The 15,027-nt window shown below is 67.1% G+C and carries 17 protein-coding genes; 11 read left to right on the top strand and 6 right to left on the bottom strand.

The features are described 5' to 3' along the window. Positions 1 to 12: 12 nt before the first annotated feature. The 3 genes from tesB (at position 13) to AC07UW_RS03130 (ending at position 2,812) form a co-directional block, all read left to right on the top strand. Entirely contained in the window at positions 13 to 933 is a 921-nt protein-coding gene (tesB, locus tag AC07UW_RS03140; protein ID WP_495211417.1) for an acyl-CoA thioesterase II, read from the top strand. Positions 934 to 936: 3 nt separating this feature from the next. Then, entirely contained in the window at positions 937 to 1,446 is a 510-nt protein-coding gene (locus AC07UW_RS03135; RefSeq protein ID WP_495211416.1) for a pathogenicity-like protein, read from the top strand. A 148-nt stretch (positions 1,447 to 1,594) separates the two neighbouring features. Next, positions 1,595 to 2,812, top strand: coding sequence for an RNA polymerase sigma factor (locus AC07UW_RS03130; RefSeq protein WP_495211415.1), 1,218 nt, complete (start codon positions 1,595 to 1,597; stop codon positions 2,810 to 2,812). A gap of 51 nt (positions 2,813 to 2,863) precedes the next feature. On the opposite strand, the gene AC07UW_RS03125 is transcribed toward AC07UW_RS03130, so the two are convergent. Beyond that, on the bottom strand, positions 2,864 to 3,427 hold the full coding sequence (locus AC07UW_RS03125; protein WP_336025868.1) for an EF-hand domain-containing protein: 564 nt from the start codon (positions 3,425 to 3,427) through the stop codon (positions 2,864 to 2,866). 156 nt (positions 3,428 to 3,583) lie between these two features. On the opposite strand from AC07UW_RS03125, the gene AC07UW_RS03120 reads away from it, so the two are divergent. Further along, positions 3,584 to 4,339: an arginyltransferase gene (locus AC07UW_RS03120; protein WP_032975961.1), complete on the top strand. Its 756-nt coding sequence runs from the start codon at positions 3,584 to 3,586 to the stop codon at positions 4,337 to 4,339. Positions 4,340 to 4,377: 38 nt separating this feature from the next. Then, entirely contained in the window at positions 4,378 to 5,586 is a 1,209-nt protein-coding gene (locus AC07UW_RS03115; protein ID WP_336025863.1) for an endonuclease/exonuclease/phosphatase family protein, read from the top strand. A gap of 97 nt (positions 5,587 to 5,683) precedes the next feature. On the opposite strand, the gene purT is transcribed toward AC07UW_RS03115, so the two are convergent. Beyond that, positions 5,684 to 6,871 carry a formate-dependent phosphoribosylglycinamide formyltransferase gene (gene purT / locus AC07UW_RS03110; RefSeq protein ID WP_033830620.1) on the bottom strand — a complete coding sequence of 396 codons (1,188 nt, stop codon included), beginning with the start codon at positions 6,869 to 6,871 and terminating at the stop codon, positions 5,684 to 5,686. A 145-nt stretch (positions 6,872 to 7,016) separates the two neighbouring features. Here purT and AC07UW_RS03105 point away from each other — a divergent pair, with 145 nt between their 5' ends. Genes AC07UW_RS03105 through AC07UW_RS03080 form a run of 6 tightly spaced genes read left to right on the top strand, consistent with a single transcriptional unit; the run spans position 7,017 to position 11,000 of the window. Then, positions 7,017 to 7,898, top strand: coding sequence for an SPFH domain-containing protein (locus AC07UW_RS03105; protein WP_025873866.1), 882 nt, complete (start codon positions 7,017 to 7,019; stop codon positions 7,896 to 7,898). Positions 7,899 to 7,943: 45 nt separating this feature from the next. Further along, a complete protein-coding gene (locus tag AC07UW_RS03100) occupies positions 7,944 to 8,123 on the top strand; it encodes a type II toxin-antitoxin system antitoxin (RefSeq protein ID WP_197583883.1) in 180 nt (59 codons plus the stop codon). Next, positions 8,120 to 8,299, top strand: coding sequence for a DUF4177 domain-containing protein (locus AC07UW_RS03095; protein WP_025873867.1), 180 nt, complete (start codon positions 8,120 to 8,122; stop codon positions 8,297 to 8,299). The genes AC07UW_RS03100 and AC07UW_RS03095 overlap by 4 nt, the downstream gene beginning before the upstream one ends. 2 nt (positions 8,300 to 8,301) lie before the next feature. Further along, the gene (locus AC07UW_RS03090; RefSeq protein WP_495211414.1) at positions 8,302 to 9,591 is read left to right on the top strand and encodes an alpha/beta hydrolase; all 1,290 of its coding nucleotides are present in this window, start codon (positions 8,302 to 8,304) and stop codon (positions 9,589 to 9,591) included. Further along, positions 9,588 to 10,181 carry a PH domain-containing protein gene (locus AC07UW_RS03085; protein ID WP_394196125.1) on the top strand — a complete coding sequence of 198 codons (594 nt, stop codon included), beginning with the start codon at positions 9,588 to 9,590 and terminating at the stop codon, positions 10,179 to 10,181. The genes AC07UW_RS03090 and AC07UW_RS03085 overlap by 4 nt, the downstream gene beginning before the upstream one ends. A gap of 9 nt (positions 10,182 to 10,190) precedes the next feature. Further along, positions 10,191 to 11,000: a M15 family metallopeptidase gene (locus AC07UW_RS03080; protein WP_218788927.1), complete on the top strand. Its 810-nt coding sequence runs from the start codon at positions 10,191 to 10,193 to the stop codon at positions 10,998 to 11,000. 262 nt (positions 11,001 to 11,262) lie between these two features. On the opposite strand, the gene AC07UW_RS03075 is transcribed toward AC07UW_RS03080, so the two are convergent. The 4 genes from AC07UW_RS03075 to AC07UW_RS03060 form a co-directional block, all read right to left on the bottom strand. Further along, the gene (locus AC07UW_RS03075; RefSeq protein WP_025873872.1) at positions 11,263 to 11,634 is read right to left on the bottom strand and encodes a DUF423 domain-containing protein; all 372 of its coding nucleotides are present in this window, start codon (positions 11,632 to 11,634) and stop codon (positions 11,263 to 11,265) included. A gap of 104 nt (positions 11,635 to 11,738) precedes the next feature. After that, positions 11,739 to 12,812: a polyketide cyclase gene (locus AC07UW_RS03070; RefSeq protein ID WP_032975952.1), complete on the bottom strand. Its 1,074-nt coding sequence runs from the start codon at positions 12,810 to 12,812 to the stop codon at positions 11,739 to 11,741. 245 nt (positions 12,813 to 13,057) lie between these two features. Further along, a complete protein-coding gene (locus AC07UW_RS03065) occupies positions 13,058 to 13,699 on the bottom strand; it encodes a response regulator (protein ID WP_025873873.1) in 642 nt (213 codons plus the stop codon). Next, the gene (locus AC07UW_RS03060; protein WP_336025844.1) at positions 13,699 to 14,904 is read right to left on the bottom strand and encodes a sensor histidine kinase; all 1,206 of its coding nucleotides are present in this window, start codon (positions 14,902 to 14,904) and stop codon (positions 13,699 to 13,701) included. Before AC07UW_RS03060 ends, AC07UW_RS03065 begins: the two co-directional genes overlap by 1 nt. Positions 14,905 to 15,027 lie beyond the last annotated feature (123 nt).

Genomic DNA, 15,027 nt, shown 5'->3' with positions numbered 1-15,027 from the left:
TCTTTCATCGCTGTGGCCGCCCCCTTGAACGACACGCCCGAACCCGTCGTCTCCGAGCTGATCGATCTGCTCACCCTGGAGCGGCTGGAGGACAACCTGTTCCGCGGCCAGAGCCGCGACATCGGCACCAAGTACGTGTTCGGCGGACAGGTGCTGGGCCAGGCCCTGGCTGCCGCGCAGGCCACGGTCGACAATGGTCGCCATGTGCACTCGCTGCATGCCTATTTCCTGCGTGCCGGCAACATCGACCATCCGATCGTCTACGACGTCGATCGCACCCGCGACGGCGGCAGCTTCTCGGTGCGCCGGGTGACCGCCATCCAGCACGGCAAGGTGATCTTCTTCTGCGCGGCCTCGTTCCAGCAGGCCGAATCCGGTGCCGAGCACCAGCACAAGATGCCCGAAGTGCCGCAACCGGAAGACATCGAACCGAACCGGCCGTTGCCGGCGGAGGTGCTTGAGCGCCTGCCGATCAAGGTGCAGCGCTGGCTGTCGCGCGGCGGTCCGTTCGAGTTCCGCCATGTGTATCCCCGCGATGAACTGAACCCGCCCAAGCGCCCGCCCTACCACCAGGTCTGGCTGCGCCTGAGCGAGCGCGTGGGCGATGCTCCCGAGCTGCATCAGGCACTGCTGGCCTACGCGTCGGACTTCCACCTGCTGGGCACGGCCACGTTCCCGCATGGCATCAGCTACTACCATCCGCACGTGCAGATGGCCTCGCTGGACCACGCGATCTGGTTCCACCGCCCGTTCCGCGCCGACGATTGGCTGCTGTACTCGCTGGACAGCCCCAGTGCGCAGGATTCGCGCGGCCTGGCCCGCGGCCAGTTCTTCACCCGTGATGGCGTGCTGGTTGCCAGCACCGTCCAGGAAGGCTTGATCCGCGTGGTTCCGGACCAGGCAGCAGCGGCAGCCGTGCCGGCCAAGGATTGACTGATGCGTCAGATTTTCAGCAGCCAGCGCGTGGAAACCGTGGAAGGCGTGGCCGAGCTCCTGCGCAGCCACGACATCCAGGTGAAGGTGACCAACGGGCGCTCGTACAAGACCCGTCGCCGGGGTCAGTTCAGCTATACCGACCTGGGCAATGCCGGCGCCTACCCGGCGGTCTGGGTCGTGCGTGCCGACGACCAGCCGCGTGCGCGCGAAATCCTGCGCGACGCCCGCCTGCTCGATACCACCCGTCGTGATCACCCGACCGCTGAGTTCGCTTTCCGCGATGATGTGCAGGAAAGCACCGGTGGCCGTGGCTGGGCCTGGCGCATCCGCATCGCCCTGCTGGTGGTGATCGCCGGGGTGGCGCTGGTGATCGGCCTGCGCCATCGCGGTGCCCCTGCCCCAAGCGCGCCGGTGCCCGCCCCGCAGGCACAGCCGCAGCAAGCACAGCCGACCGCGCCGGCACCGCCGGAAGAAGAGGAAGTGCGGGTCCGCATCCAGCCGTCCACGTAACGCGCAGGTAGCGCCGGGCCATGCCCGGCGAGCGCAGCGGCCTGACAGAAACGCCGCCGGGCATGGCCCGGCGCTACCGGGACGCGAACCGGTCACATTCGGCGCGCGCCTCCGTCATGGGACACAATCCCTGCAGGAGCCCGCCGCCATGACGACCTTCGCCGCAAGCATCGACGAGACCCTTGAACGCGACCTGCCCTCGGCGGCCGGCGGTTGCCAGCATGCCTATGGCCGCATCGTGCTGGCCTGCCAGAACACGGTCACCGCCATCGCCCTGGCAATCACCGGCGACCGCCAGGCCAGCGAGGACATCGCCCAGGAAGCGTTCGTGAAGGGCTGGCAGCAGCTGCACCAGCTGCGCAGCGCGAGCAGCTTCCTGCCCTGGCTGAGGCAGATCACCCGCAACCTCGCCCGTGACTGGCTGCGCGCACAACGTGGCCGACCGCTGAGCGGCGAGGCTGCCGAAGTGGCCTTGACCATGGCCGCAGACCCGACCCCGGGTGTGGCTGATCGCCTGCAGCGGCTGGAAGAGGAAATCGCTGCCGAAGACATCATCTCTGGCCTGCCCGCCGACAGCCGCGAAGTGCTCCTGCTGTATTACCGCGAGGGCCAGCATTCGCAGCAGGTCGCTGACCTGCTCGGGCTCAGTGACGCAGCAGTACGCAAGCGCCTGTCACGTGCCCGTGCGCAGGTACGCGAGGGCCTGCTGCAGCGCTTCGGCGAATTCGCACGCAGCAGCGCACCCAGTGCAGCGTTCGCAACGGCGGTGGTATCGATGGTGATGATCGCCGCGCCCGGCACCGCCAGCGCGGCGATCCTGCTGGGAACCGGCGTCGGCGTGGGTGGCAGCAAGCTCGGCCTTGGTGGCGCCAGCGCTGCCGGCGGTACCGCGCTCGGCTCGCTGACCGCAACCCTGGGCCAACTGCAGATGCTGCCTGCCTCAAGCTGGGCTGCGATCATCGGTGGTGTCGTCGGTGGCGCGCTCGGCAGCTATCTCGGCGGCCGTTTCCTGCTGTCGTACGCCGAGACCGGCGCCGAGCAGGTACAAGTCCGCCGCTTCGTCAATCTCAGCACAGGCACGAGCCTGGGCTGGTGCCTGGCCATCCTGTTTGCCGTGCTGCTGCAGGCGCCGATGTGGGCGCAGCTGCTGGTGCTGGCAGTAGGCCTGGTGGTGGTCAACTACCAGTGCCTGGTGACGCTGCGGCGAATCATGGCGCCGCTGCTCGCGCGTGATGCAGCCCGGCGTGGGCGTAACGGGATCAACTGGAAGTACGAATCCATGTACGGCCTGACCGGCATGATGGCGGTGAACCTGGTGGTCATCGGTGCCTTGGCCTACACGATGACGCTCAGCGGGCGCCTGTAACGGACAACGCCGGCAGTGCGCCGGCGTTGTCGTCGATCACTGCATTGAAAATCAGCGCTGCGGCTTCGTCGCTGCGCCGTCACGCGGGCCGCCGTGGCGCGGGCCACCATGCATCGGGCCCTTGGCGGCGTCGAACTCGGCCTTGCTCAGCTGGCCATCCTTGTTGGTATCGGCCGCGGCGAACCAGGCGTCACGATGCTGCTTCATGCGCAGCTCGCGGTCGGCCTTGTCCAGGTAGCCATCCTTGTTGAGGTCGAGCTGGTCGAAACGCTCGGCCAGGCGCGGATCGGCCTTGGCTTCGTCACGGCTGATGCGGCCATCCTTGTTCGTGTCCAGCTTGGCCCAGCGCTCGCCGCCGCGACCACCGTGGCGGCCATGCTTCCAGCGCGGCAGCTCATCACGCGAGAGCTTGCCGTCCTTGTTCTTGTCCAGCTCGTCGAACTTTGCGGCCAGGCGCGGGTTGGCCGCCGCTTCGCTGCGGTCGATGACGCCGTCGCCATTGGCATCCAGCTTGGCCGGACGCTGCGCCGGTGCAGCCGGGGTGTCGGCAGCCAAGGCAATGCCGGTCGCGGAGGTGCCGAGCAGCAGGGCCAGCAGCAGGGGGGTACGGATCATGGGGTCACTCCTGGGAATGGGATTGGCATCGGGGTGAACACCTCACCCTCGGAGGACAACAACGCCTGACCACGACCTCGGTTGACGCAGCCGCCCATTCCATTCATCCGGCGGACAGTCGCCGCCATTGCGACAGGCTGGAGCTATGCTGTGCCCATGGCGAGACACGGCGACAGAGACGACGAACTGCGACTGTTCCAGACCGGCGAGCACCCCTGCGGGTACTGGCCGGACCGGGTCGCGCGCGACCTGGTGCTGGACCCGCAGGACCGTCGCCTCGGCGGGCTGTATCCGTTGGCCCTGAGCTGGGGATTCCGCCGCAGCGGCGACCTGGTCTATCGCCCGCATTGTGCGAACTGCCACGCCTGCGTCGCCGTGCGCATTCCGGTGGCCCGCTTCGCCCCGGATCGCAGCCAGCGCCGCTGCGCCGCCCGCAATGCCGATCTGGAAGTGCGCATCACCGCGGCCATGCCACGCGAGGATCTGTTCGAGCTGTACCACCGCTACCTGGTGCATCGTCATGCCAAGGGCGGCATGGACGACCACGGCCCGCACGAATTCGAACAGTTCCTGATCGGCAGCTGGTCGCACACGCGCTTCATGGAAATGCGTCTGCCCGGCCACGATGGCCAGCCCAGCCAGCTGCTGGGCGTGGCGGTAACCGATGTGACCGAGCACGGGCTGTCGGCGGTCTATACCTTCTTCGACCCCGCCCATGCCGCGCGCGGGCTGGGCACGTTCGCGATCCTGCAGCAGCTGGAGTGGGCCCGCCGCGAAGGCCTGCCGCACCTGTACCTGGGCTACTGGATACGCGAGCACCAGAAGATGGACTACAAGCGGCGCTATCGCCCGCTGGAGGCCTACGATGGCCGCCGCTGGCATGATTTCGATGACGAACTGGACGGACGCTGACAAACCACTGACACCGGGCCAGGTGCACAATATGGCCCATGAACGCCAAACCCCTGATCCTCGGCCTGGCCCTGCTCTGTGGCGCCGCCGCTCCCGCCTTCGCCACGTCCCCCGCGATGACCGAAAAACCGTCTGCAGCGCTGCGCCTGGCCACCTACAACACCTCGCTGTATTCGGACGAAGCCGGCGGCCTGATCGCCGAGCTGGAAGGCGACAGCGAACACGCGCGCAAGATCGCCGCGGTACTGCAGCAGGCGCGCCCCGACCTGGTGCTGCTGAACGAGTTCGACTTCGATGACGCCCATCGTGCCGCCGACCTGTTCCAGAAGCGCTACCTGGAAGTGGCCCAGCCCGGTGGCGGCAAGCCACTGCACTTCGCCTACCGCTACCTGGCGCCGGTGAACACCGGCGTGCCCAGTGGCCTGGACCTGGACAACAACGGCGTGGTCGGCGGTGAAGGCCGTGGCCGCGGCAACGACGCCTGGGGCTACGGGCTGCACCCGGGCCAGTACGGCATGCTGGTGCTGTCGCGTTACCCGATCGACGAAGCCAAGGTGCGCAGCTTCCAGCTGCTGAAGTGGAGTGCGATGCCCGGCGCGATCCGCCCGGTCGATCCGCGCACCGGCAAGAGCTTCTACAACGACACCGTCTGGTCGCAGCTGCGGCTGTCGTCGAAGTCGCACTGGGATGTACCGGTGAAGACCCCGGCCGGCGTGGTCCACGCGCTGGTCTCGCACCCGACGCCGCCGGTGTTCGATGGCCCGGAAAAGCGCAACGCCGCGCGCAACCATGACGAACTGCGCCTGTGGCAGGAATACCTGTCCCAGGGTGACAAGCCGTGGCTGTGCGACGACAAGGGCCAGTGCGGTGGCCTGGCCCAGGATGCGCGTTTTGTCATCCTTGGCGACCTCAACAACGATCCGGTCGATGGCGATGGCCGCCACGAGGCGATCGTCGAACTGATCGAGAACGCCCGCGTGCTGCGCTACCCCACCCCACGCAGCATCGGCGCCGAGCAGACCAGCCTGGCCTATGCGGCCAAGGGCATTGCCCGCAAGGGTGCGCCGTTCCATGCCACCGGCGATTTCGGCCCGAAGTCGGGCACCATGCGCCTGGACTACGTGCTGCCCTCGGTCGGTTTCGAGTACCTCGGCAGCGGCGTGTTCTGGCCGGCCAATGAGAGTGCCGAAGCGAAGATTGCCGACGGTAGCGACCACCACCTGGTGTGGGTGGATGTGAAGCCGTAACCGGTGTTGATGGGGTACCGACCAACGGTCGGTACCCACCGGAAATCTGCACCCACAAAAATTCGGTAGGCGACGACCGTTGGTCGTCGCTCCTTTTTTACGAGCGCAGCTCGACGCCGATCGCTTCGGCGGCATCACGCGCAATCGCACGCGCTTCGTCGATGGATTCCGCACGCGCCAGGGTCACGCCCACGCGGCGATGGCCATGCACGCTCGGCTTGCCGAACAGGCGCACCGCGGTGTCCGGCACCTGCAGCGCGGCGGCCACGTTGTTGAAGTACGGCACGCCCTCACCATGCGCCAGCAGCGCGCATGAGGCCGACGGTCCGCTCTGGCGGATCACCGGGATCGGCAGGCCGAGGATGGCCCGGGCATGCAGCGCGAACTCGCTGAGTTCCTGCGACACCAGCGTCACCAGACCGGTGTCATGCGGACGCGGCGATACTTCGCTGAACCAGACCTCGTCGCCCTTCACGAACAGCTCGACACCGAACAGGCCCCAGCCCCCGAGGTCATCGGTGATCGCGCGCGAGATCTCCTCGGCACGCGCCAACGCCTTGTCCGACATCGGCTGCGGCTGCCAGCTTTCGCGATAGTCGCCCTCCTTCTGCAGGTGGCCGATCGGCGCGCAGAACGAAGTGCCGGCGGCGTGGCGCACGGTCAGCAGGGTGATCTCGTAATCGAAGTCGATGAAACCTTCGACGATGCAGCGGCCGGCACCGGCGCGGCCACCGGTCTGTGCGTATTCCCATGCGGGGGCGATGTCCGCCTCGCTGCGCAGCGTGCTCTGGCCCTTGCCCGAGGACGACATCACCGGCTTGACCACGCACGGCAGGCCGATTGCCGCCACGGCGGCGCGGTACTCGGCCTCGGTGTCGACAAAGCGGTACGGCGAGGTCGGCAGGCCCAGCGTCTCGGCGGCCAGGCGGCGGATGCCCTCGCGGTCCATGGTCAGGCGCGCAGCACGCGCGGTCGGGATCACCCGCAGGCCCTGCTCCTGCTCCAGCTGCACCAGGGTCTCGGTATGGATCGCCTCGATCTCGGGCACCACCAGGTGCGGCTGCTCCTGGGCGATCAACTGGCGCAGGGCCATCGCGTCCAGCATGTCGATCACGTGCGAGCGGTGTGCCACCTGCATGGCCGGGGCATCGGCGTAACGGTCGGCAGCGATCACTTCCACGCCCAGACGCTGCAGTTCGATGGCCACTTCCTTGCCAAGTTCGCCCGAGCCCAGCAGCAGCACACGGGTGGCGGAGGGGGACAACGGGGTTCCAAGCTTGGCCATGGCGGGGTTCCAGCAGCGATGTGAAGGCGGGTGGGCATTCTAGCCGGTCCAGCCGCAGCGCCTGGGCACGCCCAGCCGACGAACGGTAGCCCGAATGTGATATCACTTTGATATCTTCAATTCGAACCCTCAAGGACGTACCGCCATGAAAGAGAAGTCGCTGTCCTCCCTCAACGGCCTGGGCGCGCTCGCCGGGTCCCTGGTCGTAGCCCTCGCCGGCGGCGCCCTGTTCGTGGCCGGGGTCGCGGCGAAGGCCAGCACCGGCTCGCCCAACGTGCTGCTGATCCTGGCCGGCCTGCTGATCGCTGCGCTGGCGCTGGTCGCGCTGGCTGGCCTGTACACCGTGCAGCCCAACCAGGCGGCGGTGGTCAGCCTGTTCGGCAAGTACGTCGGCACCGTCAAGGACAACGGCCTGCGCTGGAACAACCCCTTCTTCAGCAAGCGCCGCGTGAGCCAGCGCGTGCGCAATTTCGAGAGCGGCAAGCTGAAGGTCAACGAGCTGGACGGCAGCCCGATCGAGATCGCTGCGGTGATCGTCTGGCAGGTGGTCGATGCCTCCGAAGCGGTCTACAACGTGGACGACTACGAGAGCTTCGTGCACATCCAGTCCGAATCGGCGCTGCGCGCGATGGCCACCAGCTACCCCTATGACCAGCACGAGGACGGTCAGCTGGCGCTGCGCAGCCATGCCAGCGAGATCTCCCAGCACCTGAAGAACGAACTGGCCGAGCGCCTGGCCGATGCCGGCGTGCAGGTGATCGATGCGCGCATCAGCCACCTCGCCTACGCCGCTGAAATCGCCCAAGCGATGCTGCAGCGGCAGCAGGCCAACGCGGTCATCGCCGCACGCACGCGCATCGTCGCCGGTGCGGTCGGCATGGTCGAGATGGCGCTGGCCGAGCTGCAGAAGAACGGCGTGGTGCAGCTGGACGAGGAGCGCAAGGCGCACATGGTCAGCAACCTGTTGACCGTCCTGTGCTCGGACCGCGGCACGCAGCCGGTCGTCAACACCGGCTCGCTGTACTGAGCCACCCTCGCAACGGGGCGCCCCACCGCCCCGCCAGGAGTCTGCATGAGCGAGAAAAAAGCCTATCCGCTGCGCATCAACGCCGAGGTCCTGGCGGCCGCACAGCGCTGGGCGGACGATGAACTGCGCAGCCTCAACGCACAGATCGAATACGTGCTGCGCGACGCACTGCGCAAGGCAGGCCGCCTGCCGAAACCCAAGTCATCGCCGGAGGACAAGGAATGAGCAAGCGCTGGAGCTACCTGACCGTCGAGGTCAAGACATCCATGATGGGCCTGCAGAAGGCCGATGACATCCAGGCCGAACTGAGCCGCCAGGGCCAGCTCGGCTGGGAACTGGTCAACATCATCGTCCCCGCGCCAATGCGCCCGGCCCTGCTGGTCTTCAAGAAGGAGCTGTGACCATGAGCGCACGCCGCTCGTTGCTTGCTGTTTCCCTTGCCCTGTTATCCGCCAGTGCATCCGCTGGCGAACCGCAGCAGGTCGCAGCACGCCTGCTCGATCACCTGCAGGCAGGGCGCACCGCCGATGCCGAGGCCATGCTGACACCGCAGATGGCCGCGGCCGTGCCTGCCGACAAGCTGCAGGGCCTGTGGCAGTCGCTGGGTGAGCTGAAGCAGCGCGGCCCGGCGCACAGCAGTGAGCAGCAGGGCCTGCACCTGGTGGAAGTACCGTTGCAGTTCGCCAGTGGCGCGGTGATCGCGCAGGTGGCGGTGAACGGGCAGGACCAAGTGGCTGGCCTGCTGCTGCGCCCGGCCCCGGCCGCCAAGGCAGCGCCACCGCCGGCCGACGCGAACTACAGCGAAGCCGATTTCAGCGTGCCACAGGCACGCGGTGCGCTGCCCGGCACCTTGTCCCTGCCTAAGGGCAAAGGACCGTTCCCGGCCGTAGTGCTGGTGCACGGCTCCGGCCCACAGGATCGCGACGAAACCATCGGTGGCAACCGTCCGTTCCTGGACATCGCCCGCGGCTTGGCCGCCCAGGGCATCGCCGTGCTGCGCTACGACAAGCGCACCCATGCCAGTCCCCAGGACTTCCAGAGCGGCAGCTTCAACGTTGATGACGAGACCACCGACGATGCCATCGCCGCGTTGAGCGCGTTGGCGGCGGACCCACGCATCGACGGCAAGCGGATCTTCGTGCTCGGCCACAGCCAGGGCGGCATGCTCGCCCCGCGCATCGCCAGCCGCTGGCCACAGGCGCGCGGCGCGATCCTGTGGGCCGCGCCGGCGCGCACATTGCTTGAACTGCTGCCGGAGCAGAACCGCTACCTGCTGTCGCTGGACGGCTCGATCAGCGCCCGGGAGCAAGCGTTCCTGGACAAGCTCGACGCGCAGATCGCCGCGGCCCGCAGCGAAACTCTTGTTCCAGCCAGCGAACTGCCACTGGGCGTGCCGCAGACGTTCTGGAAAAGCATCGAAGCGGTGAACGCACGCGGCGACGCGGTTGCGCTGAAAAAACCACTGCTGATGCTGCACGGGGGCCGCGACTTCCAGGTACCGGAAACGGATTGGGCACTGTGGAAAAAAGCCCTGGCCGATCGCCGGGACGTGCAATGGAAGGCCTACCCTGCCCTCAACCACATCGGCATCGCCGGCAGCGGCCCCAGTTCATTGAAGGAATACGCACAGCCGGGCCACGTCGATGGGCAGCTGATCGATGACGTGGCGCGTTGGGTGGAGGCGCAGCGATGAGCGGCAGTGATGCACGCCCGTTCGAGGTTGCCGAAAGTTCTTCGCTGCGGGTGCTGTGGGTGCTGCTGCCACTGCTGGCGGTACTGGGCGTGAGCATGTGGGCACAGCTGCACGACAATCGCAGCGAGGCTCCCTGGATGGAGGTCACCCTGTCGCCGCCGTTCTTCCTGATGGGCGGCAGCGCGGCATGGAGCCTGGCGGTGATCGTGCTGATGGGCATCGGCCTGGGCTGGGCGTTCTTCCGTCGCCGGGTGGAGCTGGCAGGCAACGTGCTGGACGTGCGTTCGACGTTGTACCGTCGCCGCACGCCGGTGGCCGACCTGCTGCTGGACCAGGCCGAGGTGGTCGACCTGGGCCGTGATCGTCGCTACGGCATCCGCTTCAAGACCAACGGCTACAGCATGCCCGGCTTCTACTCCGGGCACTTCCGCCTGCAGGGCGGCGGCAAGGGCTTTGCCCTGGTCACCGACCGCGCACGCACGCTGGTGATTCCGGTGCGCGGCGGCAGCACCCTGCTGCTCAGCATGGAGCGCCCGCAGGCCTTGCTGGAAGCGCTGCGCAAGGTGGCCGCCACGGCGCCACGGCAGTAAGCTGGATCGATGCACCGTAGCACTCCGCTGTTGATCAATACCGAGACCGTCGAACTGTGGCCTGCGCCGCTGCTGCGCGCGCGCAGCAATCTCGACGCCCGCCTGCTGGCCCGCGCGCAATGGGTACTGCGGCGCAAGCGCGATGGCCGCTACCTGGCGGCAGTACTGGCGCACGGTGTGCACTCGCTGGTGCCGCGCCTGCCACGCGAGCCCGGCGTGGAGGAAGCGCTGGCCCTGCTGGATGGCGCACGGTCACGACCGTTCGGCGCTGCACTGGAAGACCAGTGGCTGCCGCTGGTTGGCCTGCAGCAGCGCCTGCAGCAGCTGGGCCTGGATGCACAGCGCTATGCGCACGACAGCGGGCTGGCACTGGAAGCCGAGCCGTGCGTGCTGCACTGGGCCGGACGTGATCGCTTTGCCCGCCCGTTGTGGCTGCGCCGCGGTGCCGCGCAGGGCTGGCGACGGATGCGCCTGCATGCCGCCCGGGATGGAATTGCACTGGACGCGATCTCCGGCTTCCGCAGCCATGCGTATCAGCTCGGCATTTTCGAACGCAAGCTGGCGCGCGGGCAGAGCGTGCCGCAGATCCTGAAGGTCAATGCCGCCCCTGGCTTCAGCGAACACCACAGTGGTCACGCGCTGGACATCGGCACACCGGGGGATGCGCCGGCAGAGGAGACCTTCGAGGCGACGGCTGCGTTTGCGTGGCTGCAGGCCAATGCCGCGGCGCACGGGTTCCATCTGAGCTATCCGCGCGACAACCCGCATGGGATCGTCTACGAACCGTGGCACTGGTGCTGGAAACCGGCCAACGGCTGAGCCCTTCGTGGCGGCTGCTCGACTGCGGTCCTCAGGCTGGCCGGGAGGGTGGGCGGCGCAGGGGCCGCTGCAAGTACGTCCATGTAAGCTCGGGCGCGCCATCCATGGCGCTTACGCCCCTGCGCCGCCCATCCTCCCGGCCACGGACAGTTTCCGCGTGCGTCCGCCACGGAATTGAACAAACAAAAAAGCAAAGGCAGACGTGGGTCGCTGCGCTCGACCTCGGGCGTGGCCCGGCGCTACCAGTGCTTGGGCGTTGCGGCTAGCGCCGCAGCGCGTTGATCGCCAGCAGTACCCACCCGGCCATCAGCGTGGTGCCACCTACCGGCGCCAGCCGGGTCGGCCACTGCCACAGCGCACCGCCCACCAGGCTGCCGGAGAACAGCAGCACGCCCAGCAGCAACACGTACAACGCCAGATGCGCGATCGCGCCCTGCGCGCGCGGGCCGAGGGCGGCCAGTACCGCTCCGTGGGCAAAGGCGTACAACGCCGCCATGTTCAGGTGCTGCTGCGCCAGCGGATCGGACACGCCATGCGCGGCATAGGCCGAGAGACCGATCGAGGCCGCTGCCAGCAGCGCCCCCAGGCAGGCCAGCAACGACGGTTTACGCGCGCGTCGTTCGGAATTGAACATGACTGCTCCTTGCGCAATGCCCGACACCGGGCTCGGGATGAAAAAAAACGCGCCGCAGGAAGCGGCGCGTTTTCGTGTCCAGCACTACATGGGTCAGCCGAGGCTTACTTGACGGCCCAGTAGATGTCGTACGTCGCTTCCGGGGTGAACGACTTGTCCACGCCGTCCTTCCAGGTTTCGTACGGACGGTCGATGACTTCGTTGCCCGAAGTCACGGCCCAGGCGCGCAGGGCGCTGCGGGCAACGTCCAGGCCTGCCATGTGACCGGTGTAGGCCGCATGCGCCGAACGGTGCGGAGCAACGCGGACGTACTTGACCGGAGCGCCACCGTCGATCTTGACGGTCAGCTGTTCGGCCGGCACGCCTTCGGCACCCTTCTTCTTCACCGGCTGGGCGATGTCGAAGGCGTACTTCTCAGCACCGAAATCGGTGGTGATGATACGCAGCGGACCGGCGGCTTCCAGGCCATTGGCCTCGATCACGCGCTTGATCCACTCCTGGTTGTCCTTGATGGACTTGGTGATGGAATCCTGGCCACGGTCGACATTACCGGCGGTGACGACCAGCAGGTCTTCGGCCGGGACATCGACGATGCCCAGATCGGTCAGCGGGGCTTCGGAGGTGCGGTAGTCGACATTCGGCACGGTGGCCAGCATGTTCGCCAGGCGCGACAGACCCATCTTGATGTCATCGCCGATCTGGCGGCTGACATACAGGCCTGCGTAGCGGCCGAACAGGTCGAAGCCATACTTCACCGAGTAGTCCTGGGTGATCTTGACGTTGCGACCGCCCTTGCCGGTCGGCTCCAGGGTGAAGGTGCTGACCTTGTCGTGACCCTTGGAGGCGTCGTCGATGGCGATAACAACACGCTTGTTCTCTTCGGCTTCGGTCACCTTCCAGGAACCGGTGCCCAGGTCCTTGGAGGTGTAGTCGAGAGTGGCACCGACGCCGGAGGCCGGGCCGGACAGCTTCAGTTCAACGGCGGGATCGCGCAGTACCAGCGGGTTCCAGTCCTTGAAGCGGCGCAGACTGCTGACCGTGTCGTACACGATCGTCATCTTGCGGTTGGTCTCGATGCTTTCGGTGATGTGACGCTCGCCCGGCAGACAGACGCCAATGATGACGAACAGGCCAGCCACGATCCCCAAGGCGATCAGGAACTCGATAATACGGGTCATTCAGAGAGTCTCCGGGGCCGATCCCACGGCCGGGTTGATTGAAGCGAAGCGCCAATCCTAGCAGGCTTCGCGGGCATTGGTTATCGGGATTGGCGCACCGGTTTCCGTGCCGGCTGCGCATTTGTATGCACAAAGAATTCGAAGGGTAACGCATCCGCGTACCCGGCATGTAGGGGGCAAGTGGGGGGCAACCCTGAATCCGGGCCCAGACTGCGTGCCAAGTCTTTGTCGCTAAAGGATTTTCCTCACACCAACTGGAGTTCAAACGCTTTCAGGACTGCACGCGTACGGTCACGTACGCCCAGTTTGGAAAGGATGTTGGACACATGGTTCTTGATCGTGCCCTCGGCGACCCCCAGCGAATTGGCGATCTCCTTGTTGGAGAAACCGCTGGCCATCAGCCGCAGGATCTCGGTCTCACGGTCGGTCAGCGGGTCGGGCCGGTCCAGGCTGACGAAGTCGTTGCGCATGTGCTCCAGCCCGGACAGCAGCCGCTGGGTCACCGCCGGCTGCACCAGTGAACCGCCATCGGCCACCGTGCGGATCGCCCCGACCAGCTGCGCCAGGGTCACGTCCTTGAGCAGGTAGCCCTTGGCCCCGGCCTTGAGCCCGGCCAGCACCAGCTGGTCATCGTCGAAGGTGGTCAGGATGATGGTCGGCGGCAGCTGTTCCTGCCGTGACAGCACCTGCAGCGCCTCCAGCCCGGACATCACCGGCATGCGCATGTCCATCAGGACCACGTCCGGGCGGATCTGCGGGATCAGCTCGACCGCCTGGCGGCCATCGGCGGCCTCGGCCACCACTTCGATGCCGTCGTCGAGCGCCAGCAGCGAGCGGATCCCCTGCCGCACCAGGGTTTGGTCGTCGACCAGGCAGACGCGAATCATCAACGCACTCCTTCAGGAACCTGGGTAAGGGCCGCCAGCACCGTTGCCGGTACCGTCGCCCGCAGCCGGAAGCCTTCGCCGGGGCGGGTCTCCACCTGCAGCTGGCCTCCACATTGTTGCAGGCGTTCGCGCATGCCGCGCAAACCATTGCCCACATTGACCGTTTCCGCCCCGACGCCGTCGTCGCGGGCTTCCACCACGACCTGGTCCGGGACCTCACGGTACACCCGCAGCCACAGGTGGCGGGCGCCGGCATGGCGCACCGTGTTGGTGATGATCTCCTGGGTGCAGCGCAGCAGCACGTGGGCCCGCTGCGGGTCTTCCACGTTCAGCGGCTCCTCGATCTCCAGCTGGATGTCCAGCGACGGCACGTGCTCGGTCAGCGGACGCAGCGCAGCGGCCAGGTCGATGGCGCCGGTCTCGCGCAGCTGGCTGACCACCTCGCGCACGTTGCCCAGCAGCAGCTTGGCCAGGGCATGTGAGCGCTTCACGTGCTCCAGCGCCTGCCCTTCGGCGAGGTGGCCGGCCACTTCCAGATTCAGGGTCAACGCGGTCAGCTGGTGGCCCAGCAGATCATGCAGTTCGCGCGAAATGCGGGTGCGCTCGTTCACCCGCGCGCTTTCGGCCAGCAGCGCACGGGTGGCGCGCAGCTCGGCGTTCAGCCGGCGCTGCTCCTCGCGCGCCTCGGCCTGGCGGCGGGCCACCAGCGCGATCACGAACACGAAACTGGAGAAACCCATGTAGCCGATGGCCTGCAGCACGGCGATGACCGGCGGGAAGCCCAGCGGCTGGATGTAGACCGGCAACACGGCCAGGTTGCTGGCCACCAGCCACACCACTCCGATGCGCGGGCCCAGCAGCCAGGGCAGCAGGCCGGCCACCACCATCAGCAGGATGCTGCCCAGTGCGGTGCCGGAGAAATAGCTCACGCCGATCGCGCAGGCCGTCAGCAGGATCAGCGCGGCATGGTCGAAGAAGCCGGGCCGGCTTTCGCCCAGCGAGCGGGTCAGCACCCAGTACACGAAGCCGAAGGCCAGGTAGGCCGAGGCCCAGGGAATGATCCGGAAGCCGGCCTCGCCGTCCAGGCTTTCCAGTGTCAGCGACACCGGATCGATCAGGTAGATCGCAAGCCAAAGGCCGACGGTGCCCCAGGTGAACAACCCGGAGTAGCGCAGCATCGCATTGTGGTTGAGTCGGGCCAGCATGGCCCATCGTAGCCTGTGCGCGTCAGGGCCCAAGGGCATAAAGTCATGTTCGGTGCGGTCCCCCTGTTCATGCCGCAGCCCACCCCGGGCATGCAATAATCATGCGCAGGGTCCGTACATGGG

The organism is Stenotrophomonas sp. GW821-FHT02D01 (assembly GCF_059421765.1).
This window is presented reverse-complemented; position numbering and strand designations above follow the sequence as displayed.

Excerpts from the sequence above, each read along its gene's own strand:
- AC07UW_RS03095 (WP_025873867.1), top strand. The coding sequence starts at position 8,120 with ATGAGCAAGCGCTGGAGCTACCTGACCGTCGAGGTCAAGACATCCATG.
- AC07UW_RS03090 (WP_495211414.1), top strand. The coding sequence starts at position 8,302 with ATGAGCGCACGCCGCTCGTTGCTTGCTGTTTCCCTTGCCCTGTTATCC.
- AC07UW_RS03060 (WP_336025844.1), bottom strand. The coding sequence starts at position 14,904 with ATGCTGGCCCGACTCAACCACAATGCGATGCTGCGCTACTCCGGGTTG.
- AC07UW_RS03120 (WP_032975961.1), top strand. The coding sequence starts at position 3,584 with ATGGCGAGACACGGCGACAGAGACGACGAACTGCGACTGTTCCAGACC.
- AC07UW_RS03105 (WP_025873866.1), top strand. The coding sequence starts at position 7,017 with ATGAAAGAGAAGTCGCTGTCCTCCCTCAACGGCCTGGGCGCGCTCGCC.
- AC07UW_RS03070 (WP_032975952.1), bottom strand. The coding sequence starts at position 12,812 with ATGACCCGTATTATCGAGTTCCTGATCGCCTTGGGGATCGTGGCTGGC.
- AC07UW_RS03115 (WP_336025863.1), top strand. The coding sequence starts at position 4,378 with ATGAACGCCAAACCCCTGATCCTCGGCCTGGCCCTGCTCTGTGGCGCC.
- AC07UW_RS03065 (WP_025873873.1), bottom strand. The coding sequence starts at position 13,699 with ATGATTCGCGTCTGCCTGGTCGACGACCAAACCCTGGTGCGGCAGGGG.
- AC07UW_RS03080 (WP_218788927.1), top strand. The coding sequence starts at position 10,191 with ATGCACCGTAGCACTCCGCTGTTGATCAATACCGAGACCGTCGAACTG.
- AC07UW_RS03125 (WP_336025868.1), bottom strand. The coding sequence starts at position 3,427 with ATGATCCGTACCCCCCTGCTGCTGGCCCTGCTGCTCGGCACCTCCGCG.
- AC07UW_RS03085 (WP_394196125.1), top strand. The coding sequence starts at position 9,588 with ATGAGCGGCAGTGATGCACGCCCGTTCGAGGTTGCCGAAAGTTCTTCG.
- purT (WP_033830620.1), bottom strand. The coding sequence starts at position 6,871 with ATGGCCAAGCTTGGAACCCCGTTGTCCCCCTCCGCCACCCGTGTGCTG.
- AC07UW_RS03075 (WP_025873872.1), bottom strand. The coding sequence starts at position 11,634 with ATGTTCAATTCCGAACGACGCGCGCGTAAACCGTCGTTGCTGGCCTGC.
- AC07UW_RS03135 (WP_495211416.1), top strand. The coding sequence starts at position 937 with ATGCGTCAGATTTTCAGCAGCCAGCGCGTGGAAACCGTGGAAGGCGTG.
- AC07UW_RS03130 (WP_495211415.1), top strand. The coding sequence starts at position 1,595 with ATGACGACCTTCGCCGCAAGCATCGACGAGACCCTTGAACGCGACCTG.
- AC07UW_RS03100 (WP_197583883.1), top strand. The coding sequence starts at position 7,944 with ATGAGCGAGAAAAAAGCCTATCCGCTGCGCATCAACGCCGAGGTCCTG.